Source organism: Gordonia sp. GONU, from assembly GCF_024733855.1.
GTDB classification, from domain to species: domain Bacteria; phylum Actinomycetota; class Actinomycetes; order Mycobacteriales; family Mycobacteriaceae; genus Gordonia; species Gordonia amicalis.
In genome coordinates, this window is sequence record NZ_JANRHB010000004.1 from 38923 (window position 1) to 63353 (window position 24431).

Sequence of the window (24431 nt, forward strand, 5' to 3'; positions counted from 1 at the left end):
AATGCAACGCCTCCGGCGAGGCCCGACCCGATGCTCAGGTGGCGCGCAGGACGTCGAGTGCGTGCTGGAGGTCCTCTGGATAGTCCGAGGTGAACTCGACCGTGCGACCGTCCGCGGGATGCGCGAAACGCAGCGTCCGCGCATGCAGCCACTGTCGTTCGAGACCGAGCCTGCGGGCCAGGACCGGGTCCGCACCGTAGGTCGGGTCGCCGCAGCACGGATGGTGCAGCGCCGCGAAGTGGACGCGGATCTGATGCGTACGGCCGGTTTCGAGGTGGACGTCGAGCAACGACGCCGCCGCGAACATCTCGAGGGTGTCGTAGTGGGTGATGCTCGGCTTGCCGTTCGCGGTCACGGCGAACTTCCAGTCGTTGCCCCGATGCCGGCCGATCGGCGCGTCGATGGTGCCCGACGGCGGGTCGAGATGTCCTTGGACGAGGGCGTGGTAGCCCTTGTAAACGGTCCGCTGCTTGAACGCCCGCTTGAGCAGCGTGTAGGCGCGTTCGGAGACGGCGACCACCATGACGCCGGAGGTTCCGACGTCGAGGCGGTGGACGATCCCCTGCCGCTCGTGCGCGCCGGAGGTCGAGATCCGGAACCCGGCGGCGGCCAGCGCGCCGATCACGGTGGGACCACTCCAGCCGAGCGATGGATGCGCGGCCACTCCGACCGGCTTGTCGACGACCACGATGTCGGAATCGTGGTAGATCACCTCGAGGTCCTCCACCGGCGTCGGCTCGACCCGCAGCGGTTCCTCGGGTTCGGGCAGCGTGACGTGCAGCAGGGTGCCCGCGGCGAGCTTGTGTGACTTGCCGACGACGATCCCGTCGACGAGGACGTCGCCGTCCTCGGCCAGGGTGGCCACGACGTTGCGCGACAGTCCCAGCATGCGGGAGACGCCCGCGTCGACGCGCATGCCGTCGAGTCCGTCGGGTACCGGTACGACGCGTGATTCACGCATGGGTACTGCCCCCGTCCTCGTTGCCGTCGGTCTTGTCGGTGCTGCCGGTGTCGTCGGGATGCCGGTCACGCCGGGCCGCCCACCCGGTGCGGCTGCCGTCGTAGTCGAAGCCCAGGGCCGACAGGGCCACCAGCAGGATCGCCCCGCAGACCACGGCGGAGTCGGCCACGTTGAAGACCGGCCACCAGCCCACCGAGACGAAGTCGACGACGTGGCCCTGAAGCGGCTCCGGTGCGCGGAAGATGCGGTCGATGAGGTTGCCGATCGCGCCGCCGAGCACGAGCGCGAGACCGATCGCCCATCCCCACGAGTTCAGTCGACTGCTGTAGCGGATGATGACGGCCACGACGATCAGTGCGATGACGGTCAGGACCCAGGTGTATCCCGAGGCCAGCGAGAAGGCGGCGCCGCTGTTGCGCACGAGTCGCAGCGTGACGACGTCGCCGATGATCTCGATCGGGCGCTGCGGATCGAGGGTGGCGACGGCGATGGTCTTGGTCAGCAGATCGAGCCCGATGACGACGAGCGCGACGCCGAGGAGCGCTGCGGTCACCTTGGAGAAGCGTCGTCCGGGGGTCGCGTCGTCCGATCGGACCTGATCGCGGTCGGCGTCCGGAGAGCGGGCGCCGCGCGGATCCGCGTTGCCGGAATCCGTCAGGGGTTGGTCATCCACAGCCTCATTGTCCACGACCGGTCGAATACGCTGGCTACCCGTGTCCTCGCATCGTCGTTTGTTCCGGTCCGTTGTCTCCGCGTGCGCAGTCGTCACGGCGGTGTCCGTGCTGGTCGCGGGGTGCTCGTCGGACTCCGACGACGACACCGGCACAGGTTCGGCGACCTCGGCCGGCTGTGTGAACGAATCACCCTCCCGGGCAGCCGGAGCGGCGCCGGTGCCGATCTCGCCGGCCACGGTCACGCTGGTCGACGCAGGTGAAGGCGAGCGCCGGGTCGCCTCCCCCGCTCCTGACACCTCCTCCACACAGTCGGTGACCTTGGTGACGACCTCCGAGGTCGCCTCGCCGGGGTCGGCGGACGCCGAGACCGTCGAGACACCGCTGACCGCGCGGTTCTCCTGCACCGACAGGTCGGAGGTGGAACTCGAGCTGGGCACCGTGACCTCGCCGGATGCGTCCCTCAACGGACAACTGCCGGCGATGGCCGGGACGAAGGCCGGACTGACGACGGGTCCCGGGCTCGCACCCGTCGCGTTGCGTCTCGCCCCGCCGGAGCAGGCGGGCGAGGAAGCGCGCCTGGCGGTCGAACAGTCCCTGGTGACGGCGCTGAACACCTCGATCGCACTGCCGACCGAACCGATCGCGGTGGGCGCCAGGTGGCGCACCGAACGCGTCATCTCGGCGGCCGCGACGGTCACGCAGACGATCGACGCACGACTCTCGGCCTGGGACGGCAACCGTCTCACCATCCAGTTCTCCGCGGAGGAGACCCCGGTCAACTCGGTGTTCGCCATCCCGGGCGGCAACGACACGCTCACGATCAGCCGGTTCAGTTCCGAAGGCGGTGGAACCGTGGAAGTCGACCTCACGCGCGGGCTCCCGGTCGGCGGCGAGCTGACCTACACCGGTGCGCGCGAACTCGTCGGGGCGGACCCGTCGCGTCCCCTGGTACAGAAAACCGGGTTGACCGTCACCTGGCGGTGAGGGACAACCCGGTTTCCCCGGGGTCAGCCGAGAGGCCGCCTGCCTAGCTCGCAGGCTTGCACATGGCGCTCTGGACCTGGTACAGGCCGAGCAGGTTGCACACGGTCTCGTTGGACAGCTTCCAGCGGCCGTCGTCGTAGACGATGGTCGACTCGGCGTTGGTCGGCGGGTTGCCTGCGGTCTCGATGCGGACCTTGACGCGGGCCTTCTTCGGGCCGGAGCTGATGACCGGGTTCACCAGGACCCAGTCCACGTCCGAGTTCTCCGCACGGGCCTTGACCAGCTCGTCGAAGATGGCCGGATCCTTCTCCGAACCCTGGACGAGGACGATCTTCTCGTCACGGGGGACCTTCGGGTCCACGGCGGTGGCGACGAGCTCGTTGAGGGCGGCGATCGACGGCGGCTTGTCACCGTTGGTGATCGCGGAGCCGGTGTCACCGCCGGCGGCGGCGTCGGCGGTGCTGGTCAGGGTCGGGGCGGGCGGTGCGTCGCTGTCGTCACCACCGCAGGCGGCGACGCCGGTCATCAATGCGGCCGCGATCATGGTCGCGCCAAGAAACTTCCGATACTTCAACGATCTCCCTCACTATGTCTGTGGACGTGGGCGCGCCGGGGCGCTTTCCCGTGGTTCGCCGATGGGGTCTGCCGGGCGAGCCCGGCGACAGCCCACACCACTATGCCAAACGCAGCCGCGACATCCGGGTTCCACGCCGTGGGCGACGACGCTCGACGGCTCCTGGAGATGCCAGCGGGCTCGACGCGGTCACGGTGCTTGACGGCCCGGCGACGTGCCGTGAGGCTTGACGTCCATGACCGCTAATCCGCCGCCCGCCCGGTCGACCGTGCTGCTCACCACCGGTGGCACCATCGCCGCCCAGACCACCGCCGACGGTGCCGTGCCCGCGCTCGGTGCCGACGACCTGTTGTCGGCGACCGGGGACACCGGCGCGGGCACCGTTCGCAGCGTCGACCTGATGTCGGTGGACAGTTCGGCGATGACCGTCGCCGACCAGTTCGCGGTGGTGCGGTCCATCGCCGAGGCGCTCGCCGACCCCGAGGTCGACGGCGTGGTGGTGACCCACGGCACCGACACGATGGAGGAGACGGCCTTCCTGGCGGATCTCTACTGCCTCGACGAGCGGCCGGTCGTCTTCACCGGCGCGCAGTTGCCGGCCGACCACCCCCACGCGGACGGTCCCCGGAACCTCGGCGCGGCCCTGGCGGCGGTCCGCGACCCGGAGTCGCGCGGTCGCGGCGTCCTCGTGGTCGCCGGCGGCCGCGTCCTGCCGGCCCGCGGGCTGTTCAAGGTGTCGACGACCGACACCGCCGCCTTCGATTCGGTGCGCACCGACCTGCCGCGTCCGGTGCTGACCGACGAGATCCCCATCGGCCGGACCGCGCGAGTCGACACCTTCGCGCTGTATCCCGGCGTGTCGCCCGGGCTGATCGCGGCCGCGGTCGCGCAGAACGCCGCCGGCATCGTGCTCGCCGCGACGGGTTCGGGCAACACCCATCCGGACATCACCGCCGAGGTCGTGCTCGCGGTCGCGCACGGGGTGACCGTCGTGGTGACGAGTCGGGTGCCGTACGGCGAGGTGTCGGCGACCTACGGCGGTGGGGGCGGCGCCGTCGACCTGCATCGTGCGGGCGCGATCGTGTCACCGTGGCTGCGTGCGCCGCAGGCCCGGATGGCGCTGATCGCGCTGCTGACGGCACGCTCGAGCCCCGAGGCCATCGCCGAGTTCTTCTCCGCGTCCGGGACGTGACGCCGCACGAGTGGCCGGCGCGGCGATCACTCCTCGTCGCCGGCGAGATCCCATTCGAGGCTGTCGAGCGGGTCGGCGAGGCGTAGGTCGGGGTCGTCGACGCCGAAGGTGCGCGTCCGTCCGGGCCCGGTGGTCCGTGTCTCGAAGCGGACGGTGACGACGCCGTGCCCACTCCCCTGCACCCACCCGTGACCGAACTCGGGGTGTTCCACATCGGCGCCGGGAGCGAACGGCGCCCGGCTCAGCGGATTGCCGCCGGGAGCGAATCGCACGGGTTCGGGTGATTCGGTGTCGGCGGTGGGATCGTGAACCGTCTCCGACACCTCGACGACGTCACCGGATTCCGGTGACGATCCCGGGGCGGATCCCGCCGACGCGGTGTCGTGGTGCGTCGTCTCGTCGGGCGAGGTGTCGAGGTCGTCGAACAGTGCGTACTGCTGCACCGCCGTGAGACCCGAGAAGCCCACGCCCACAAGCCGTATCGACCCGACCGTCCGCGGGTCGAGAGCGAGGCGCTGGGCGGTGCGCTCGAGGTCGTCGAGATCGGTCGTGGCCGCGGCGGTGGTCGCCGACCGGGTGAGGATCGACATGTCGGAACGTTTGAGCTTCAACACCACCGTGCGCGCGCCGCGCCCGTCCTTGAGCAGCCGACGATGCGCGTCGGCGGCGGCTTTTCGTATCGCCTTGCGCAGTTCGTCGAGGTCGACGATGTCGGTGGCGAAGGTCGACTCGGCGCTGATCTGTTTGGCCGAGGCACGCTCGGCCACCGGTCGGTCGTCGACCCCCTGGGCGAGACGGTGCAGTGCCGGTCCGACCGTGGCGCCGAGTACCGAGGCGACCTCGATCGGCGACATCGCGGCGAGGTCGCCGATGGTGTCGATTCCCAGACGTGCGAGGCGATCCCCCGAGACCGGACCGATCCCCCACAGTTTGCGCACCGGCAGTTCGTGCAGGAAATCGATCTCCCCAGACGGCGGGATCACCATCACGCCATCGGGTTTCGCCATTCCCGACGCGATCTTGGCGAGTTGCTTTCCGCTGCCGAGCCCGACCGAGGCGGCGAGTCCGCATTCGGTGCGGATGCGGGTACGCAACATCTCCGCGAACTCCCGCGCATGCGCGACCGTCGCCCCGGCGAGTTCGGCCGGTTCCGCGAACGCCTCGTCGAAAGAGAGCGTTTCGATCACCGGAACCGCTTCGCGAACAATGCGGAACACCCGCTTGCTGACCTTGCCGTAGACCGCGCCGCGCGGGGGTACGACGACGCCGGTCGGGCCGATGAGGCGTCGGGCCTGATGCATCGGCATCGCCGACCTGGCTCCGAACACCCGTGCTTCGTAGCTCGCCCCGGCCACCACTCCCCGGCCACCGGAACCGCCCACGAGGACCGGGCGGCCACGCAAAGTGGGCCGGGTGAGCTGTTCGACCGAGGCGAAGAACGCATCCATGTCGAGATGCATCACCCAACGGGCCCCGCGCTCGGAGTCGTCGCCCGCCGGCGCGGCACCCGACTGCCCGCCGGACATCCACCGCTCGGGAACCGATGAACCGTCGGCGATCGTCGAGTCGGGATCCGGGCGCACCACTCGTCCGAGTCTAGTGAGCAGGACGGATGACGAAGACGGGGATCGAACCTGCATGGCGCGCGAGGTCGTCGTCGGACGGCTTGGTGCCGAGCCCCTCGGGCAGGAACCGGCCGACCTCCCAGCCCCACTTGCGCAGATACTCGCCGATGATCGGCGGACGCCGGTCCGCGTCGACCTCGGTCAGGGCGACGACGGTCCGCCGGCGGCCCCGGCTGAGTTCGGCCGTTCCGGCGGCGCGCACGTTGCGAACCCACTGGGTGTTGCCGCGCGGCGAGACGAGGTACTCGCCGCCGTCGAATCGCAGGACGTTCACCGGGACGCGCTGCGGATCACCGCTGCGGCGACCGACGACGGTGAGGTTCTGGGCACCGGCCAGGTTGACGCCGTGGTCGGCGAGCCAGCGGACGGTGCGGTTGACGACGTTGTCGAAGCCCTCGGGGGCGCGGTAGTGGGTGGTCGAGGTCATGGTGTCGACGCCTTTCATGGTGGCCGGAAGAATTCGAGAGCACCGCTCTCGTTTCAAGTGTGCACCCGGACGCGGTAGAAATCAAGAGCACTGCTCTCGAATTGTGGAAGGATCGTCGCATGGCGACCGGACGAAGCCGCGCGGAGAACCGCGCGATGATGACCGACGAGATCCGCAGACTCGGACGCGAGCATCTCGCCACCCACGGCGCAGCGGGTCTGTCACTGCGGGCGATCGCCCGCGAGATGGGTGTCGTGTCGTCGGCGGTCTACCGATACGTCCCCAGTCGCGACGACCTGCTGACGATGCTGCTCGTCGAGGCCTACAACGACGTCGGCGATGCGATCGACGCGGCGGTCGAGACGGTCGACCCCACCCGCCGCCGGGAGCGACTGCTCGCCGCGGCCGAGGCCGCCCGGGACTGGGCACTCGCCGACCCCGCCCGCTGGGCACTGCTCTACGGCAGTCCGGTCCCGGGCTACACCGCACCCGGCGACCAGACCATCGAGCCGGGTACGCGCATCCCCGCCCTGCTCCTGCGCGAGTGCGCGGCCGCCTACTCCGAGGGTCTCATCCGGGACGACCTACCTACTCCCGCAATCGAAGTCACCGATGACATGGCCGCCATCCGCGACGAGTTCGGCATCGACACCCCGGTCCGCGTGCTGGCGGCGTCGACCACCCTGTGGGCGGTCCTGGTCGGCGCCATCAGCCTGGAGACCTTCGGCCAGTACGGCACGGACACCTTCGCCCATCCGCGTGCGCTCTTCCGGTCCCAGATCGAACTGACGCTGTCGATGCTGTTCACGTGACAGCGCACGGCCGGTCAGTCGTGCGGTGGTTCGCCGGTGACGAAGTGGTCGGCATGGTTGAGCCCTTCCCGGACGAGGCGTGCGAGGTGTCCGTCGTGAAGGCGGTAGACGATCCGGCGGCCGTCTCTGCGGGTCTCGACGAGGCCCGTGAAGCGCAGCTTGGCGAGGTGCTGGCTGACCGCGGTGCGCGATGCATCGCAGGCTTCGGCGAGCGCGGAGACGTCGGCTTCGCCGTGACTGAGTTGCCACAGGATGTGGAGCCGAGTGGAATCGGCGAGCATCCGGAATGTCCGGGTGGCCGCGTCGAGCCTCTCGGCATCCGGTGGTGTGCGGTGGTCGAGACTAGGCCTCGTCGACGTGAGCGAAGGGGCGGGATCGGCGCCTTCCGTGCCACTGCCCATTCGTGTTCACCTTTCCACACCGGCCATGATGGGCCTCGGGTAAGTAGCCGGCCAGAGTCGTGTGGCCGCCATCGCTGAAAGTGTAGCCAGGGCTGCCAGGATGATGGCGGCAGTGAGCTGGGACACCTGCGCCCCCACCCAGCCGGCAAGCGGGTAGGTGACGAGAAAACACGCATGCGACAGCGAGAACTGCGCGGTGAACACCGCGGGCCTGTTCGACTCGGTGGAGTAGTCGCGCAGCAGACGGGCCGTCGGGGTGCTGATGGCCGACGTCGCCGCGCCGATCACCGTCCACGCAGTGATCAGCCAGACCCATCCGACGACCGGGGACACCGAGGTGGCGAGCAGGATCGCCGTACACACCAGACCGACGACGACGAGCAGCGCGCCGGTCATCATCACGCGCCGATCCGACATCCGTCCGAGAAGTCTCGGCATCGCCAATGCGACGAGCATCGACCCACCGCCGTACGCTGCCAACGCCATGGCGACACCGGCATTGACCCCGCCGAGCAGCGATCGGACATAGACGACGGTGTTGACGACCACCAGGCCGGTCGCGGTGGCGACCACCATATTCAGTGCGAGCAGGCCCCGGAGAGGTGCGTGGCCGACCATCACCCGGGCTCCCTTGGTGATCCGCGTACGTAGTCGCTCGTTCTCGGCGGCCGCGGTGATGCGCGGAAGTCGGGTGGAGATGACCAGCGCCGCGGATACGAGGAACCCGAGCGCCGTGGCGACGAAGAGTTGGTTGTAGGAGATGACCAGCAGCAGTGCGCCGGCGATCGCGGGGCTGGTCAGCGACTCGAGGTCATACGCCAGCCGCGAGAGCGACAGGCCCTTGGTGTAGTCGTCGGTGTGGGTGAGCACGGACGGGATCACGGCCTGGAAGGTAGGAGTGAAGGTCGCCGAGGCGGCCTGCAACACGAAGATGAGCACATAGATCTGCCACGTCGAACCGATGAACGGCAGCATCAGCGCGATCACGGCCCGCACCGCATCGGCCGAGACCATCACCGCTCGCCGCGGCAGACGCTCGGTCACCGCCGTGATCACCGGCGCGACGACGACATAGGCGACCATCTTGATCGCCAGTGCGGTGCCCAGCACCGCCCCGGCGTCCTCGCCGGCGATGTCGTAGGCGAGCAGCCCCAGCGCAATGGTCAACAGCCCCGTCCCCACCAGGGCCACCACCTGAGCGGTGAACAGCCTTCGGTAGACCGGATGGGCCAGGACATCCCACACAGCGTCTCCTCATTCCGCCTGACTACACGATGCAGCCATCCTACATGTGCGCAACTGCGCACATGTAGGTGCATGAGTCGGTCGCGTCAGCGGGCGATCGTGCGCGGCTCCTCCACCCCGACCAGCTTGTCGGGATTGCGCATCGCGTAGATCTGCTCGATCACACCGTCCACGATGTGGAACGTGAAGGCGCCCTGTAGTTTCCCGTCGAAGTACACCAGCATGCCCGGCTCGTGATTGAACACGGCGACCTCGACCCGGTAGTCGTCGATCGTCGCCCCGAGCCGCGCGAAGCCGGTGAGCAGGCGTGCCACCGGCAGGGCGCCCCGGACCGGCCGTTTGACCGCGGTGGCCTTGCCGTCGCTGTCGGCCGTGAACACGACGTCGGGAGACAGCAGCGCCATGAGGGACTCGACCTCCCCGGACTGCGCGGCGGCAAGGAACTCCTCGACGACCGCGCCGGCACGTTGCGCATCGACCGGTTCGAAACGGGGCCGCCGCGACTCGACATGCGACCGTGCCCGATGCGCGATCTGGCGAACCGCAGCCGAGGACTTCGAGACCATCGTCCCGATCTCGGTGTAGGAGAAACCGAACACCTCACGCAGGACGAACACCGCACGCTCGTCGGGGTTCAGGGACTCCAGCACCACCAGCATCGCCGTGGACACCGACTCGGCCAGTACGACGTCGTCGGCGAGATCGCGGTCGTCGAGCAGGATCGGCTCTGGAAGCCACGGGCCGACGTACTCCTCCCGACGCCGCGAGCGGGAACGCAGGGCGTTGAGTGCCTGGCGCGTGACGATCTTCGCGAGGTAGGCCTTCGGGTCGGTGACATCGGCGTCGTCGACCTCGGCCCACCTCAGGTAGCTCTCCTGCAGGACGTCGTCCGCGTCGGCCGCGGACCCGACGATCTCGTAGGCGACCGTGAACAGCAGCGGCCGAAGTTCCGCGAAACGTGTTGCTCGACGGTCGGATTCGCTGCTGTTCACCATCGTGCCTCTCATCGGAGGGCCGGTTCGGTCGTCGTGGTCAGGTCGCCGCCGCGGAACCACCGGAACGCACCGGGGTGGGTGGCCTCATGACGGATGTTCCACACCGTACCGCGGCACACCAACTCCTTGGTCCAGGCCGCGAGACGACCGGTCACCACTGCACGCGCCGGCGAATCGTCGCGACGCGTGAACTGTAGGGTGGCCGCGCGGCGGCCGATGCTGGCGCACTGCGCGACGAAACCCTGGTCGACGGGATTCGGCTGCTCACCGGCGATCCGGGCGAGCACCGCTTCGGCCGCCTGAGCACCCAGCGGCTCGGCGGCCTGGCAGCTCATCCTCAGGGGCATGCCCTCGACCGCGACCGCGTCACCGGCGCCGACGATCCGATCGTCGTCGATGCCGGCCAGGGTCGCGTCGGTGCGCAGGCGGCCGATCTCGTCGGTCGCCAGGCCGCTGTCGGCCGCCAGTTCCGGGGCCTCGAAGCCGGTGGCGAGAATCGTTGCCGCGCTCGGCAGTACGTTTCGTTCGCCGTCGATGTCGACGGTGACGGTCCGCTCGCCGATCTCGACCACGCGGCCCGTGTCCACGACGTCGACGCCGAGTCGGATCAGCTGCTTCTCCGTGGCGCTCCGGGCCCGCTCCCCCACCGATGACGCGATCCCCCTGCCGCCCACCAGACGCACGTCGTGGCCGCGTTCGGCGAGTTCGGCGGCGACCTCGATCCCGGTGAGTCCCCCACCGACGACGGTGATCATCTCGTGTGCGCCGAGACCTTCCACGCGTTCGCGAATCCGTTGTGCGCTCGCCCAATCGGCGATGAACAGGGCATGCTCCGCCCCGGGGATCTCCGGGGTTCGGTGCCGGGTACCGATCGCATAGATCAGGTGGTCGTAGTCGAGGTGCGCGCCCGACGCGAGATGCACACGGCGCGCACCGGCGTCGATACGGGTAGCGGTGTCGACGACGACGCGGATGTCGTCGGCCAGCACGTCGTCGAAGCCGACCAGCGGATCACCGGTTCCCGAGACGAACTGGTGCAACCGGATGCGCTGCACGAAGAACGGTTGCGGGTTCACGACCGTGACGGCGACGGCGGGGTTGCGCCGGAGCCGGTTGGCCGCCATCGCGCCGGCATAGCCCGCGCCGAGGACGACCACGTGCGTCCGTGCGACTACCTGGATTTCCTGCGTGGTGTCGGTGGTGCTCATGGTTCTGCCTTCCGTCGGTGTTCGAGGTGGTCATCCTCGAGACACCGACGGCGGCAGAAATGTGACAGCTACCGCGAAATCGGTGGTAAGCCGGCCTTCGCGACGTCGGCGGTGACCCCGTCACCGAGTTCGACGGACCCCGGCGCGCCCTCCGCGGTGACGTCGAACTCCACGGCGAGAACCTCACCGGCGATGAGTCCGGCGTGGGTCTGCGCCCACTCGAGACGCTCGGCGGGGACGACGAGGCGCACCGTGATGCGATCGGAGACGTCGAGGTCGAGGTTGCGGCGCGCGTCCTGCAGCTCGCGCACACGGTCCTTCGCCCAGCCCTCGGCCTCCAGCTCGGGGGTCACCGCGGTGTCGAGGACGACCAGTCCCCGACCACCGGGCAGCTCCGCGGTGGAATCGGGTTCGACGGCCACGAGCTTCCTGGTGAACTCACCGTCGTGCAGCTCGATGCCGTCGGCGACGACGACCTCGGAACCGTCGGCCCCGGCCTGCACCGACCAGTTGCCCGACTTCACCGCCTTGATGGCGCGCTGCACGTCCTTGCCCAGACGCGGCCCGGCCGCGCGGGCGTTGACCGCGATCTCATAGCGCCCGTACTCGCTGGCGTCGGTGGCGAGCGTGACCGCCTTGACGTTCATCTCGTCCTTGACCAGGTCGACGTAGGGCTCGAGCGCGGCGGCGGTCGGCGACGCGACGGTCAGACCGGGCAGCGGGAGACGCACACGCAGCTTGTTGGCCTTGCGCACGCTCGACGCGACCGAACAGACCGCCTGCACCTCGTCCATCGCGGCGACCAGGTCGGCGTCGGCGGGCAGCTCGTCGGCGGTCGGCCAGTCGGTCAGGTGGACCGACCGTTCGCCGGTGAGCCCGCGCCAGATGGCCTCGGTCGCCAGCGGCAGCAGGGGCGACGCGAGGCGGGAGGCCACTTCGAGCACCGTGTACAGGGTGTCGAAGGCGTCGGTGTCCTCGTCCTGACCGGCCCAGAACCGTGCCCGCGAACGACGCACGTACCAGTTGGTCAGCGCCTCGACGAACTCGCGGAAGGCGTCGCATGCACCCGCGATGTCGTAGACGTCGAGCGCCTCGGTCATCGCGTCCCGGGTGGTCGCGAGCTTCGCCAGGATGTACCGGTCGAGGACGTGCCGGGAGTCGGTCCGCCACGTCGCCGGACGCTCCGCGTACAGCTGCAGGAAGCTGTAGGCGTTCCACAACGGCAGCAGCGCCTGACGCACACCCTCCCGGATGCCGCGCTCGGTCACCACCAGGTTGCCACCGCGCAGGATCGGCGACGCCATCAGGAACCAGCGCATGGCGTCGGAGCCGTCGCGGTCGAAGACCTCGTTGACATCCGGGTAGTTGCGCTTGGACTTGGACATCTTCTGGCCGTCGTCGCCCAGCACGATGCCGTGCGCGGCAACGGTTTTGAATGCCGGGCGGTCGAAGAGGGCCGTCGCCAGCACGTGCATGGTGTAGAACCAGCCGCGCGTCTGTCCGTTGTATTCGACGATGAAGTCGCCCGGGTTGTGCGGCGGGGCGCCTGCCGAGTCCCCACCGTCGAACCAGTCGCGGTTCTCGAACGGGTAGTGCACCTGGGCATACGGCATCGAACCGGACTCGAACCAGCAGTCGAGCACCTCGGGCACACGGCGCATGGTCGACCGCCCGGTCGGATCGTCCGGGTTCGGCCGGGTCAGCTCGTCGATGTGAGGCCGGTGCAGGTTGTCCGGGCGCACGCCGAAGTCGCGCTCGAGTTCGTCGAGCGAACCGTAGACGTCGGTGCGCGGGTACTCCGGGTTGTCGGAGATCCACACCGGCAGCGGCGCACCCCAGTAGCGGTTGCGGCTGATGTTCCAGTCGCGCGCACCCTCAAGCCACTTGCCGAACTGGCCGTCACGGATGTGTTCGGGCACCCAGGTGATCTGCTTGTTCAGCTCCACCATGCGGTCGCGGAACTGGGTGACGGCCACGAACCACGACGGCACCGCCATGTAGATCAGCGGCTGTCCCGACCGCCACGAGTGCGGGTAGGAGTGCTCGATGGTCTCGTGTCGCAGGATGCGGCCGGCCGCCTTGAGGTCCTTGATGATGACCGGGTTGGCGTCGAAGACCATCTGGCCCTCGTACGGCGGGACCTGCGCGGTGAAACGGCCGCCCGGGTCGAGCGGCTGCACGACCTCGATGCCGTTGGCGGTCGCGAGTTCCATGTCCTCTTCACCGAACGCGGGCGCGAGGTGCACGACGCCGGTGCCGCTCTCGGTGGTCACGTAGTCGCCGACCAACACCCGGTGCGCGTTCGGGTGTCCGACGAAGAAGTCGAAGGGCGGTGTGTAGGAGAGGTTCTCGAGATCCTTGCCCAGATGGGTGCCGACCACCTCGGGTTCGGCGATCTCCTTGGCGTACGCGCCCAGCAGCGCCTCGGCCAGCAGGTACTGACGGCCGTCGGCGGCCTTGACGTGGACGTAGGTGACCTCGGGGTTGACCGCGATCGCGAGGTTCGAGGGCAGCGTCCAGGGCGTCGTGGTCCAGATCAGTGCGTTGACACCGTCGAGCGAGGCCAGCGGACCCTCGGGCACCGACAGCGGCATCAGAACGGTCACCGCCGGGTCCTGACGCATCCGGTAGGCGTCGTCGAGCTTGGACTCCTGGTTCGACAACGGCGTCTGCTCGTACCAGCTGTAGGGCAGCACGCGGTAGCCCTGGTAGATCAGGCCCTTGTCGTAGAGCGCCTTGAACGCCCACATGACCGACTCCATGAAGTCGAGGTCGAGCGTCTTGTAGTCGTTGTCGAAGTCCACCCAGCGCGCCTGGCGGGTGACGTAGTCGCGCCACTCGCCGGTGTAGCGGAGAACCGAGTCACGACAGTACTCGTTGAACTTCGCCATGCCCATCTTCTCGATCTCCGACTTGTCGGTGATCCCGAGCTGCCGCTCGGCCTCGAGTTCGGCGGGCAGACCGTGTGTATCCCAACCGAATCGGCGATCGACCTTCTTGCCACGCATGGTCTGGTACCGCGGTACCACATCCTTGACGTAGCCGGTCAGCAGATGGCCGTAGTGGGGCAGGCCGTTGGCGAAGGGCGGGCCGTCGTAGAAGACGAACTCCTCGGCGTCGGCACGGTTGTCGATGGAGGCGGCGAAGGTCGAGTCGTCGTCCCAGTATTTCAGGACGTTCTGCTCCACGGACGGGAAATCGGGGGCGCTTCGCCCCGTCCCACCCGTCATGTCGACTTTGGGGTACACACGCCCGGTCGCATTCGCGCCCGTCTCGTTGGCGTTGGTCACGGCTCGTCTCCTCGTGCCTGGTGATGTCGCTCCTCGGCACGGGGACGCACACCGTCAGGTCTGCGCGGTACCACCCCGCTTGCGCCGGAACTCCGGCGCCACTCATCGGATCGCGCGGGTCACCCCGTACGGTCCTGTGGCTGTAACGGGCCACGCCCGCCCGGTTCTACTGAGCGCCTCACGGTGCCGTTCTTCCGGGTGCTCCCCGGTGATGGCCGGATCAACGCGTCAACCAGTGTAACGACGCACCGCCCGAACGGGCGAATCGCCTATCGCCGTCCGGGCGGTGCATCGTCGCGAGAATCAGATCCTCGTATGAACAAGATCAGTCGATCGGCGGACGCCAGTTCGGGTCGAGCGGATCGAAGTCCGGCGCGCGTCGCCGTCCCGGCCTCGGTTCAGGGGATTCGGTCTGTTCCCCCGGCGGCCGTTCGCCGGCCTGTGCCGGATCGGATCGCGGGGAGTCCTGCCCCCACCCCGGCAACTGTCCGGAAGGCCCCTGCCCGTACTGCGGCTGGGGACCCGAAGTCGGCGCCCCGTACTGCGGAGGACGTGGACCGGGCTGGGACGGACCGGACCGGAAGGGACCGGATTGCGGCGAGCGGGGAGCCTGGGGTGGCCGGCCCCCGGACTGCTGCGGACCCGCCGTCCGCTGGGGCGCACGCGGCGGCGGCCCCGATGGCGCCCGGCCAGGGGCCGCCTGTCCACCCGGCGTCGGACCCGGTGACGGCGTCGGGCCGGAGTCGGCTGCGGGGCCGACGGGCTCGCCGACCGACCGCAGGTAGTCCTCGAGGTTGCCCTCGCGACGTTCCGGCGCCGGACGACTCTCGGGTGACGCCGGCCGAGAAGCCGACGGTCCCGACGGTTCGGCCATCCCGGGTTCGAAGGACGGAGGCTCGTAGGCAGCCTTTTCGCGATCGGCGTTGTCGTCGGTCTCGTCCTCGCGTCCGACTCCCGGGACCATGTCTTCCAGAGATCGCGCGGCGTCCCGGTTACGACCCGAGAACACATCGACGAGCAGGAAGGCCAGGCCGAGGAGACAGATGACGATGCAGGCAACGGCAAGCCACACGGTCCCGGTGATGAGACCGAGGATGAGCAGCACGAACCCGATGAGGGTCGCGCCCAGGGCCAAGCTCAGCACATCACCAGCCTAGGGTGCATGACCGGCGCGCGGTCAGCTCGGCGAGTAGCTGCTGAAACCGCCGCTGCCCGGGTCGTTCGAGAACGACTGATCGGGACGACCACCCTCGACCGGTGCCGCGCTGCCGCGCTGCTGCAGCTCCTCGAGCTGCGATTCGAGGTAGGTCTTCAGGCGGGTGCGATACTCACGCTCGAACGTCTTGAGCTGCTCGATCCGACCCTCGAGCACACCACGCTGCTGGTTGATCGTGCCCATGATCTCGCTGTGCTTGCGCTCGGCATCGCTCTGCAGTGCGTCCGCACGCTCCTGCGCTTGCCGCAGCTGCGCCTCGGAACGGGTCTGCGCGTCGGCCAGGATGGCCTCCGAACGCTGACGCGCGTCGGCAAGCATGGCATCGGACTTGCTCTGCGCCTCCGAAACCATCGTGTCGGCGCGGGTCTGCGCATCGGCCAGCATCGCGTCGGCATCGGCGCGTGCGCTGCCGGTCAGGCGATCCGCGGTGTCCTGCGCCAGCGCGAGGACGCGGGCGGCGCGGACGTTGGCGTCGTCGTTGGCGGCAGGCGCGGCGGGCTGCTGGACGGGAGCGGGCTGCTCCTGCACCGGCGGCTTGGCGAACATCTGGGTCCGCTCTTCGGCGGGGGCGGCGCCGGCTCCCGACCGGGCGTCGGCGAGCTCACCCTCGAGCTCCTCGACGCGCTGCTTCAGGTCGGTGTTCTCTTCGATCAGCCGGGCGAGCTCGGCCTCGACGAAATCGAGGAACTGATCGACCTCATCCTCGTTGTAGCCGCGCTTACCGATAGGCGGTTTGCTGAACGCGACGTTGTGCACATCAGCTGGAGTCAGCCGCATGTCGGTTCCCCTCGTGTCTGTGGTGGAGCTTGTGTTCAATTGGCGTGCCGTCCAACCCGGATCGCGCGACGTGAGTCGTTCGACCAATACAGGTTGTCACTAACTATTCATACCAGTCAAAAATAGTAACTGGCGTCCAATCCTGTCACATGCGAACCGTAGGTTGCACCCTTGATCTTCGGCCGGATCGAAACTGTCCGATTCGGCAGGGACATCTGAAGACGACCACCAACGGTAGTTCATCGCCGTACCTCAAGGTACTCGGGTCGGAGGGGTGCCGGGGGCCGAGCCGCGGGCGGACTAGGAGCGGGTGAGAACCAGTGCGGCGGCCAGCGACTCGGCGACCGCGTCGGCGCGGAGACCATTGACGACATTCATGGCGATGATGACGACGAGCATGACGATCATCAGCGACAGATCCAGGCGGATCGGACCCAGCGGGATCGGCGGCAGGATGCGGCGCAACGCCTTGATCGGCGGATCGGTCAGGGTGAACACCGTCTCGATGATCACCACCGCCACCCCGGTGGGTCGCCACTCACGGGCGAACGTCCGCACCAACTCGACGACGAGCCGACCCAGGAGAAGCAACCAGAAAACCAACAGGACGTAGTACAGGACGCCCAACAAAATCGCAGCCACGCGTCAAGATTGCCTGAAGAGCACCGAACGATGCGAACCGAGGGCGCCCACCTGCATCAGGCGTGGTTGTAGAAGCCGGTCTCGGCGATCTTGCGCCGATCCTCGGGCGACACGTCCACGTCGGCCGGCGACAGCAGGAAGACCTTGGTCGCGACCTTGTCGAACGAACCGCGGAGCGCGAAGGCCAGGCCCGCGGCGAAGTCGACGAGACGCTTGGCGTCGTCGTTGGTCATGTCGACGAGGTCCATGATGACCGGGTTGCCGTCGCGGAAGCGCTCACCGATCGTGCGGGCCTCGCCGTAGTCCGAGGGACGCAGGGTGGTGATCTTCTGCAGCGGGCCGTCGGCGAAGACACGCTCGAGTTCCCGGTGCTCGGCACTCATCGGTCGCGACGAGGCGGCACGCAGGGCGGCACTCGACGAACGCTGCAGCGGCTCGAGGCGAGCTGCCGAACGCATCGGCGCCTCGGGGGCGGGTCGCGGTCCGGCGTAGGCGAATTCGGGGGCGAAGTCGCCGGCGAGTTCGTATCCGCCGTCGAAACGACGGTCGTCGTAGGCCATCTCGTCGCGGTAGCCGGCGTCGCGGAAACCGACATCGCGGAGCGACGGCTCGTAGCCGGGGTCGTAGGAGGAGTCGCCGTAGTAGTCGTCACGGTAGGCGCGCTCACGCGACGGGACACGCAGCGCCGAGCCCGACTCCTCGAGGTAGTCGTCCTCGTACTCGCTGGGCGGCACCATGCCGAAATACGCCTTGAACTTCTGCATCGTGGTCATTGTCGGCCTCTCTGTCGTGCGACGCCGGTGTGTGCAACCCCGCCGGATGGTGCATCTGATGTCACTGAGCTTGTTGAGATGTCTGTGTCACTTGGTTCTGGTGTTACCAATGTGATTACTGAGAGAGTAGCGGCCGCTCGCCCATGATCGCGGTTCCGACACGCACGCATGTCGACCCGGCTTCAATCGCATCTTCCATGTCACCGGACATTCCCGCGGACAGTTCGACGGCGTCGGCGTACTGCTCGCGAAAAGCGTTGTGGATACGGGCGGATTCGGCCATCCAGTGCTTCCGCTCGCCACTGAGCGGAGCGATGACCATGAGGCCGCGCAGCGTCAGCGCATCGTCGTTCGACACCTGTTCGGCGAGTGCCGGAAGACCGACCTCGACGACTCCACCACGCTGCGGGTCTCCGTCGAGACTCACCTGGAGCAGCACGCCGAGAGGCTCGGCCCGCTCCCCTTCGTCGAGCGCGGCGCGCGCGGCCCGACCGAGGGCGTCGACCACCTTCGGACGGTCCACCGAGTGCACCGCACGCGCCCAGCGCGCGATACTACGGGCCTTTTTCGACTGGACCGTGCCGATCATGTCGAACACCGGTACGTCGGCCACATCGGCCGGACTCCAGTCGGCGAGCACCTCGGCGACCTTCCGCCCGGCCTCGGGTTCACGGGACTCGCCGAACAATCGGACCCCCAGCGTCAGCAACCGCCGGACGTCGTCGGCCGGGAAGTACTTGGTGACGACCATGAGCGCACACGAACCCGCCGGACGGCCCGCGGATGCGACGGCTGCGTCGAGTCGCCCGCGCACCGCGTCGAGACGCCCGGAGAGCTCGGCGGTGCGTGCGTCATCGAGAGAGTCGTTCATGTCCCCCATCATTCTCCGCGCGGAGCACCGGGGGCCTACTCCCCGTCCGGCGCACTCTCGTCCATCCAGATCACCGATGCCAGGCGGCCGGTCGGCGCGCCACGCCGGTGGCTGAAGAGGCTCGTATCCGAGATCGTGCAGCGCGGGTCCACCGCGACCCCGGCGACCCCGGCCTCGAGGAGCTGGCGGCGCAGGCCCGCCCGGAGGTCGAGGCCCGTGGTGCCCTTCTTGGTGCGACTGGCACTTCCGGGCAGATGCTTTTCGACGTCGGCCTGCATCGCCGGGGGCACCTCGTACTGCTCACCGGAGGCCGCCGGCCCGAGGAACGCACCGATCGACTCGACGCGCGCACCGAGTTCGACCATCACCTTCAGGGTCTCGCGCACGATGCCGACGCGAGCGCCCATGCGGCCGGCGTGGACGCCGGCGATCACCCCGGCCTCGTCGTCGCTGAGGAGCACCGGCACGCAGTCGGCCGACAGCACCGCGAGCGCGAGACCCGGCGTGGTGGTCACGAGCGCGTCGGTCGCGGGGACCGGCTCGTCGACGGGTCCCTCGACCACGGTCACATTCCGGCTGTGGATCTGTTCCATCCAGACGACCGACGATGCGGGCAACCCGATCTGCTCGGCCAGACGATTCCGGTTGGCGGCCACCGCCGCCGGGTCGTCTCCGACGTGGTCACCGAGATTGAACGAGTCATACGGTGCCACCGAGACGCCGCCGGCACGCGTGGTGACCACACGACGAACCCGCATGCGGGTCAGCGCTTCATGAAGGACGGCACGTCGACGTCGTCGTCGTCGAGGTGCACGGTGTTGCGACGCGGGGGCTCCGGCTCACGCTCGCCACCGAAGGGGTCACCCGAGCCCTTCGGCATGTCGCCGAAGAGCGGGTCGTTCTTCGGCGGCGCCGAGACCGCACCGGCCTGTCCCTGGCCGACGGCCGTGCGACCGGACGCGGCCGGGACGTCGGAACGCTTCTTCGGGGTGCCGCCGTCGAATCCGGCGGCGATGACGGTGACGCGGACCTCGTCGCCGAGGTTGTCGTCGATCACGGTGCCGAAGATGATGTTGGCGTCCTCGTGGGCCGCCTCCTGGACCTGGGTCGCCGCGTTGTGGATCTCGAACAGTCCGAGGTCGCTGCCGCCGGCGATCGAGATCAGCACGCCCCGGGCGCCTTCCATCGACGCCTCGAGCAGCGGCGAGTTGATGGCCGACTCCGCCGCCTTCTTGGCGCGGTCCTCGCCGCGGGCGGAACCGATACCCATCAGCGCGCTGCCGGCGTCACTCATGACGCCCTTCACGTCGGCGAAGTCGACGTTGATCAGACCCGGGGTGGTGATGAGATCGGTGATGCCCTGGACACCGTTGAGGAGCACCTCGTCGGCGCTGCGGAACGCGTCCATGAGGCTCACCTGGGCGTCGCCGAGCTGCAGCAGGCGGTCGTTCGGGATGACGATGAGCGTGTCGCAGGATTCACGCAGGGCGGTGATGCCCGCCTCGGCCTGTCCCCCGCGACGCTTGCCCTCGAAGGAGAACGGGCGGGTGACCACACCGACGGTGAGCGCGCCGAGTTTGCGGGCGATCTGCGCGACGACCGGAGCACCGCCGGTACCGGTGCCGCCACCCTCACCCGCGGTCACGAAGACCATGTCCGCACCCTTGAGGAGTTCCTCGATCTCGTCGCGGGCGTCCTCGGCGGCGCGTCGGCCGACCTCCGGGTCGGCGCCGGCACCCAGGCCACGGGTGGAGTCGCGACCGACGTCGAGCTTGACGTCGGCGTCGCTCATCAGCAGGGCCTGCGCGTCGGTGTTGATCGCGATGAACTCGACTCCCTTGAGCCCCTGCTCGATCATGCGGTTGACGGCATTCACGCCGCCGCCGCCGATGCCGACGACCTTGATGACGGCCAGGTAGTTGTGCGGTGGCGTCATGCGCTCGCCTTCCTCGTAATGGATCGTGCTCTGTGTTTCGGGTGCTGATTTCTCAGCACCAGGTGCTGGCAAAACCCTAAACCTGAACCATAGATTTAGAGTTATGTCAAGTAGTTCGTTGTGGAGATGACGCTAGGCATCGCGGGCCCCGGTATCCACAACAGCGCCCGGCGTGTCGGGAAGTCGCACCCGAATTTCGGTGAATCCGGCCGATCGTCAACGAATCTGGCGCCGCTCCGGCCGACGGAGACCGCCGGGATCACTTGTACGCCGGGAATTCGGGACTCGACACGTTGTACATCTTGGCGTCGCGGCTCAACAGGTACGTGAGGGTTCGCGCCTTCTCCGCTCCCCGGTCGCTGTCCCCCCACACGACCCGCCGGTTCTCGGTGAGGATGAACTCGATGTCGACCGGCGAGGTCGCCGTCACCCGGATGACCTGCCGCGCCAGCGATTCCGGGAGTCCGGCGACCGCGGCGATCGCCTCCCGGGTGGTGGGATCGGCCGGGCCGGGATTCGGGGTCTCGAGCACGGGGAGCTTGAGCACCTCGGGCGGCACGCCCTGGGCGCGGACATAGTGGAGGAAGGACACCCCCGAACGATCGAGGACGTGGACCTCGTCCCCGCTCGTCACGATCACCACCGGCATCCGCTCGACGACGGTGATCGTCAGCGACGACGGGTAGGACCGCTGCACCCGGACCGATTCGACCGACGGGATGGTGGCGACCCGCTGCGCGACGGCTCGGGTGTCCACCTGGAGCAGCGGGGTGCCCGGTGCGACGGCGGCGGCGCGGAGTATCTCGTCGGCCGGGACCGAACCGTTGTCCCGGATGTCGGTGTTGCGCACCGACATCAGCGGGGTCAGATAGGCGATCAGGACCAGCCCGACCCCGGCGGCGACGACCATGAGGGTGCCGAGGATCAGGCGCGACCGGCGGCGGGTCGGCCAGCGGATCACGGCACTCCCGTGAGGTCCCCGTTTCCGGAGCCCTCACCGTTCTCGTGCACGGCGTCGTTCCCGGTGCTCCCGCCGAGGGCGGCGAGGATCTCGGGTCCCTGCATGGTGATGTCGCCGGCGCCCAGGGTCAGCACGATGTCGCCGGGCCGGGCGAGTTCGGCGACCTGACCGGCCAGACGCGACAGATCCGGTGCGAACACCGACGGCGAGGTGAGCTGGTCCGCGATCGTCCGCCCGCTCACACCCGGGATCGGCGCCTCGCGGGCGCCGTAGACGTCGGCGACGACCACGGTGTCGGCGAGGTCGAGAGCGGTGGCGAACTCGTCGGCGAATTCGAGAGTGCGGGAATACAGGTGGGGCTGGAAGACCGCGATGACACGGCCGCGCGGCGCGTCGGGTCCGACCCGTGCGGCCATCATCGCCTGGGCCGCAGAGAGCACCGACCGCACCTCGGTCGGATGGTGGGCGTAGTCGTCGATGACCTCGACGCCGCCCCGGCGTCCGCGGAACTCGAAACGGCGATGGACGCCGCCGAATGCGCCGATCCCCGCGAGGACTCGGTCGAGGGCCCCGACCAAGTCGGTGCCGGTGTCGGCACCGTTCATCCGGACGGCGCCGATCACCGCGGCGATGGCGTTGAGCGCCATGTGTTCTCCCGGAAGCGGGAGCACGAGTTCACGGTCGACGACCGTGCCGGCCTCGTCGGCGGGGCCGGTCACCGGCGTCGTGAACCGGACCCGTGCCGCTCCCCCGGTGCCGCGCGGCTCCCAGGACAGCAGCGTCGCCACGTTGGGCACCACCGGCGCCAGCCCGGCGTGGGTCCCGCGGCCGTAGCCGACGGTCGTGACCCCGCGCGCGGCCAGGGCGTCGGAGACACGTCCGGCCAGTGCGGCCGATCCGGGGTCGTCGAGGCACACCACGAGGGTGCCGCCGGTCCGGATACGTTCGGTGAACTTGTCGAACACCTCCACATAGGCCTCGATCGACCCGAAGAAGTCGAGATGGTCGGCGTCGATGTTGGTGACGACGACGACGTCGGGGGTGTATTCGAGCAGCGAACCGTCGCTCTCGTCGGCCTCGGCCACGAAGACGGGGTCGCCGCCGTGATGGGCGTTGGTGCCGGACTCGTTGAGCTCGCCGCCGATGGCGAACGACGGGTCGCTGCCGGCGTGCTGGAGCGCGACGACGGCCATCGAGGTGGTCGAGGTCTTGCCGTGGGTCCCGGCGAGCAGCAGTGTCCGGTCGCCCTCCATGAGCTGGGCCAGCACGCGGGGGCGCAACAGGATCGGGATGCCCCGCGAGCGGGCGGCCACCAGCTCGGGGTTGGTCTTGGGAATCGCGGCATGCGTGGTCACCACCACCGACGGCCCGCCCGGGATCTGGTCGAGTGCCGACGGATCGTGCCCCACCTGGACGCGGGCTCCACGGGTGCGGAGTTCGAGGATTCCGCGGCTGTTCTTGGCATCGGAGCCCGACACCTGACCACCGCGGGCCAGCAGGATTCGCGCGAGCCCGGACATCCCGGCGCCGCCGATGCCGACCATGTGCACGCGGGCCAGCTGCGGCGGCAGTCCTCCGGTTCCCACGGTCGTCCCCTCGCTCATGTCGTCACCTCCCGCACCGTCCCGTCCGATTGTCACTGTTCGACGGCCGATCGGTGGGATCGAAACGCCCTGCGCGACGGCCTCCGGCCCGCACGGAACCCGCGGGCGAGTTCGAGAGCGGCGTCGGCCACGGCCGCGGCGGCATCGCGATGACCCGTACCCGCGGCGGCCGCCGACATCTTCCGCAGCCGCTCCGCGTCGTGCAGCAGTGCCGGCACCTCACGTGCCACCCACTCCGGGTTCACCGCCGAGTCCTCGATGATGAGTCCACCGCCGGCCTCGACGACGGGTAGCGCATTGAGCCGCTGTTCGCCGTTGCCGTGCGGCAGCGGCACGTAGATCGCGGGCAGACCGGTCGCCGAGACCTCCGCGACGGTCATCGCCCCGGACCGGCACATCACCAGATCGGCTGCGGCGTAGGCGAGATCCATCCGCTTGAGATAGCCGACACCGCGGTACGGCGGCGCGCCGTCGACGATCACCGGATCGATCGAGTTCTTGGGTCCGTACGCGTGCAGGACTCCGACGCCCGCTTCACCAAGAGCCTCGGCCGCCCCCGACACCGCATCGTTGAGACGTTGCGCGCCTTGGGATCCACCGAAGACAAGCAGGGTCGGGGCGTCCTCGTCGAGGCCGAAGTAGTGCCGGGCCTTGGCACGCAGGGCCGGGCGGTCGAGTTCGGTGAGGACACCGCGGACGGGCATGCCGACGACGGTCGCATCGAGTCCCGAGCCGTCGACGGCGGCCAGGACGCGGTCGGCGAACCGGGCGCCCACCTTGTTGGCGATGCCCGCCGAGGCGTTCGCCTCGTGGATGACGATCGGGATGCGGTTGCGTCGCCGCAGGTGCATCTGCGCGGCGAGGTAGGCCGGGACCGACACGTACCCGCCGAAGCCGATGACGACGTCGGCGTCCACGTCGGCGAGCACCCTCCGGGTCGCGGCGACCGAGGACACGAGCCGGCCGGGGGTCTTGGCGAGATCCATCCCGGGCTTGCGCGGCAACGGGACCGGCGGGATCAACCGGAGGTCGTATCCCCGCTCGGGCACCAGGTCGACCTCGAGTCCGCGGTTGGTCCCGAGCGCGGTGACGAGGGCCGTGGGGTCGATACGGGTGATCGCATCGGCCACGGCGAGCGCGGGTTCGATGTGGCCGGCGGTCCCGCCGCCGGCGACGACCACCGACAACGGCCGGCCACCCGGGCCTCCGGTCGTATCAGATTGTGCTGCACCCGAATTCACCGGCGTTGTCACTCCATCTCCA

The 24431-nt window shown here is 69.0% G+C and carries 23 protein-coding genes; 3 read left to right on the forward strand and 20 right to left on the reverse strand.

Annotated features, from left to right (window positions below; translation table 11 throughout):
* Positions 1–34: 34 nt before the first annotated feature.
* The gene (locus tag NWF34_RS05330; RefSeq protein ID WP_006438690.1) at positions 35–961 is read right to left on the reverse strand and encodes an RluA family pseudouridine synthase; all 927 of its coding nucleotides are present in this window, start codon (positions 959–961) and stop codon (positions 35–37) included.
* Entirely contained in the window at positions 954–1634 is a 681-nt protein-coding gene (lspA, locus tag NWF34_RS05335; protein ID WP_051995453.1) for a signal peptidase II, read from the reverse strand. The genes NWF34_RS05330 and lspA overlap by 8 nt, the downstream gene beginning before the upstream one ends.
* A 40-nt stretch (positions 1635–1674) precedes the next feature.
* Between lspA and NWF34_RS05340 the strand changes: the two genes are divergently transcribed.
* Positions 1675–2619 carry a hypothetical protein gene (locus NWF34_RS05340; protein ID WP_006438688.1) on the forward strand — a complete coding sequence of 315 codons (945 nt, stop codon included), beginning with the start codon at positions 1675–1677 and terminating at the stop codon, positions 2617–2619.
* A 43-nt stretch (positions 2620–2662) separates the two neighbouring features.
* On the opposite strand, the gene NWF34_RS05345 is transcribed toward NWF34_RS05340, so the two are convergent.
* Complete coding sequence (locus NWF34_RS05345) at positions 2663–3145, reverse strand: hypothetical protein (RefSeq protein WP_191835012.1); 483 nt, start codon at positions 3143–3145, stop codon at positions 2663–2665.
* A 283-nt stretch (positions 3146–3428) separates the two neighbouring features.
* Between NWF34_RS05345 and NWF34_RS05350 the strand changes: the two genes are divergently transcribed.
* On the forward strand, positions 3429–4385 hold the full coding sequence (locus NWF34_RS05350; protein WP_096274092.1) for an asparaginase: 957 nt from the start codon (positions 3429–3431) through the stop codon (positions 4383–4385).
* Positions 4386–4411: 26 nt separating this feature from the next.
* Here the strand turns inward: NWF34_RS05350 and NWF34_RS05355 are convergent, their stop codons facing one another.
* The gene (locus NWF34_RS05355; protein ID WP_051995454.1) at positions 4412–5911 is read right to left on the reverse strand and encodes a DNA polymerase IV; all 1500 of its coding nucleotides are present in this window, start codon (positions 5909–5911) and stop codon (positions 4412–4414) included.
* Positions 5912–5981: 70 nt separating this feature from the next.
* On the reverse strand, positions 5982–6437 hold the full coding sequence (locus NWF34_RS05360) for a nitroreductase family deazaflavin-dependent oxidoreductase (RefSeq protein WP_006438684.1): 456 nt from the start codon (positions 6435–6437) through the stop codon (positions 5982–5984).
* 119 nt (positions 6438–6556) lie between these two features.
* Here NWF34_RS05360 and NWF34_RS05365 point away from each other — a divergent pair, with 119 nt between their 5' ends.
* On the forward strand, positions 6557–7249 hold the full coding sequence (locus NWF34_RS05365) for a TetR/AcrR family transcriptional regulator (protein WP_006438683.1): 693 nt from the start codon (positions 6557–6559) through the stop codon (positions 7247–7249).
* Positions 7250–7263: 14 nt separating this feature from the next.
* On the opposite strand, the gene NWF34_RS05370 is transcribed toward NWF34_RS05365, so the two are convergent.
* From NWF34_RS05370 to murG, 15 genes are all read right to left on the reverse strand, one after another.
* Complete coding sequence (locus tag NWF34_RS05370) at positions 7264–7650, reverse strand: metalloregulator ArsR/SmtB family transcription factor (protein ID WP_096274094.1); 387 nt, start codon at positions 7648–7650, stop codon at positions 7264–7266.
* A gap of 6 nt (positions 7651–7656) precedes the next feature.
* Positions 7657–8895, reverse strand: a complete 1239-nt coding sequence (locus tag NWF34_RS05375; RefSeq protein ID WP_006438681.1) for an MFS transporter — start codon at positions 8893–8895, stop codon at positions 7657–7659.
* A gap of 86 nt (positions 8896–8981) precedes the next feature.
* Complete coding sequence (locus NWF34_RS05380; RefSeq protein WP_006438680.1) at positions 8982–9890, reverse strand: RNA polymerase sigma-70 factor; 909 nt, start codon at positions 9888–9890, stop codon at positions 8982–8984.
* Positions 9891–9898: 8 nt separating this feature from the next.
* Positions 9899–11098 (reverse strand): NAD(P)/FAD-dependent oxidoreductase, encoded by a 1200-nt coding sequence (locus tag NWF34_RS05385; protein ID WP_006438679.1) that lies wholly within the window; start codon positions 11096–11098, stop codon positions 9899–9901.
* A 68-nt stretch (positions 11099–11166) separates the two neighbouring features.
* Complete coding sequence (gene ileS / locus NWF34_RS05390; protein WP_210737828.1) at positions 11167–14328, reverse strand: isoleucine--tRNA ligase; 3162 nt, start codon at positions 14326–14328, stop codon at positions 11167–11169.
* Between the two features lie 385 nt (positions 14329–14713).
* A complete protein-coding gene (locus tag NWF34_RS05395; RefSeq protein WP_006438677.1) occupies positions 14714–15532 on the reverse strand; it encodes a hypothetical protein in 819 nt (272 codons plus the stop codon).
* 33 nt (positions 15533–15565) lie between these two features.
* Complete coding sequence (locus NWF34_RS05400; RefSeq protein ID WP_006438675.1) at positions 15566–16381, reverse strand: DivIVA domain-containing protein; 816 nt, start codon at positions 16379–16381, stop codon at positions 15566–15568.
* A gap of 300 nt (positions 16382–16681) precedes the next feature.
* On the reverse strand, positions 16682–17023 hold the full coding sequence (locus NWF34_RS05405) for a YggT family protein (protein WP_006438674.1): 342 nt from the start codon (positions 17021–17023) through the stop codon (positions 16682–16684).
* A 56-nt stretch (positions 17024–17079) separates the two neighbouring features.
* Entirely contained in the window at positions 17080–17796 is a 717-nt protein-coding gene (locus tag NWF34_RS05410; protein ID WP_096274097.1) for a cell division protein SepF, read from the reverse strand.
* Between the two features lie 115 nt (positions 17797–17911).
* Entirely contained in the window at positions 17912–18676 is a 765-nt protein-coding gene (locus NWF34_RS05415; RefSeq protein WP_035761022.1) for a YggS family pyridoxal phosphate-dependent enzyme, read from the reverse strand.
* 26 nt (positions 18677–18702) lie between these two features.
* Positions 18703–19425, reverse strand: coding sequence for a peptidoglycan editing factor PgeF (pgeF, locus tag NWF34_RS05420; protein WP_024500371.1), 723 nt, complete (start codon positions 19423–19425; stop codon positions 18703–18705).
* A gap of 5 nt (positions 19426–19430) precedes the next feature.
* Positions 19431–20603 carry a cell division protein FtsZ gene (gene ftsZ / locus NWF34_RS05425; protein WP_024500372.1) on the reverse strand — a complete coding sequence of 391 codons (1173 nt, stop codon included), beginning with the start codon at positions 20601–20603 and terminating at the stop codon, positions 19431–19433.
* A 259-nt stretch (positions 20604–20862) separates the two neighbouring features.
* Positions 20863–21564, reverse strand: coding sequence for a cell division protein FtsQ/DivIB (locus NWF34_RS05430; protein WP_024500373.1), 702 nt, complete (start codon positions 21562–21564; stop codon positions 20863–20865).
* Positions 21561–23168: a UDP-N-acetylmuramate--L-alanine ligase gene (gene murC, locus NWF34_RS05435; RefSeq protein WP_024500374.1), complete on the reverse strand. Its 1608-nt coding sequence runs from the start codon at positions 23166–23168 to the stop codon at positions 21561–21563. Before murC ends, NWF34_RS05430 begins: the two co-directional genes overlap by 4 nt.
* 32 nt (positions 23169–23200) lie before the next feature.
* Positions 23201–24409, reverse strand: coding sequence for an undecaprenyldiphospho-muramoylpentapeptide beta-N-acetylglucosaminyltransferase (gene murG / locus NWF34_RS05440; protein WP_035761002.1), 1209 nt, complete (start codon positions 24407–24409; stop codon positions 23201–23203).
* Positions 24410–24431: the final 22 nt, after the last annotated feature.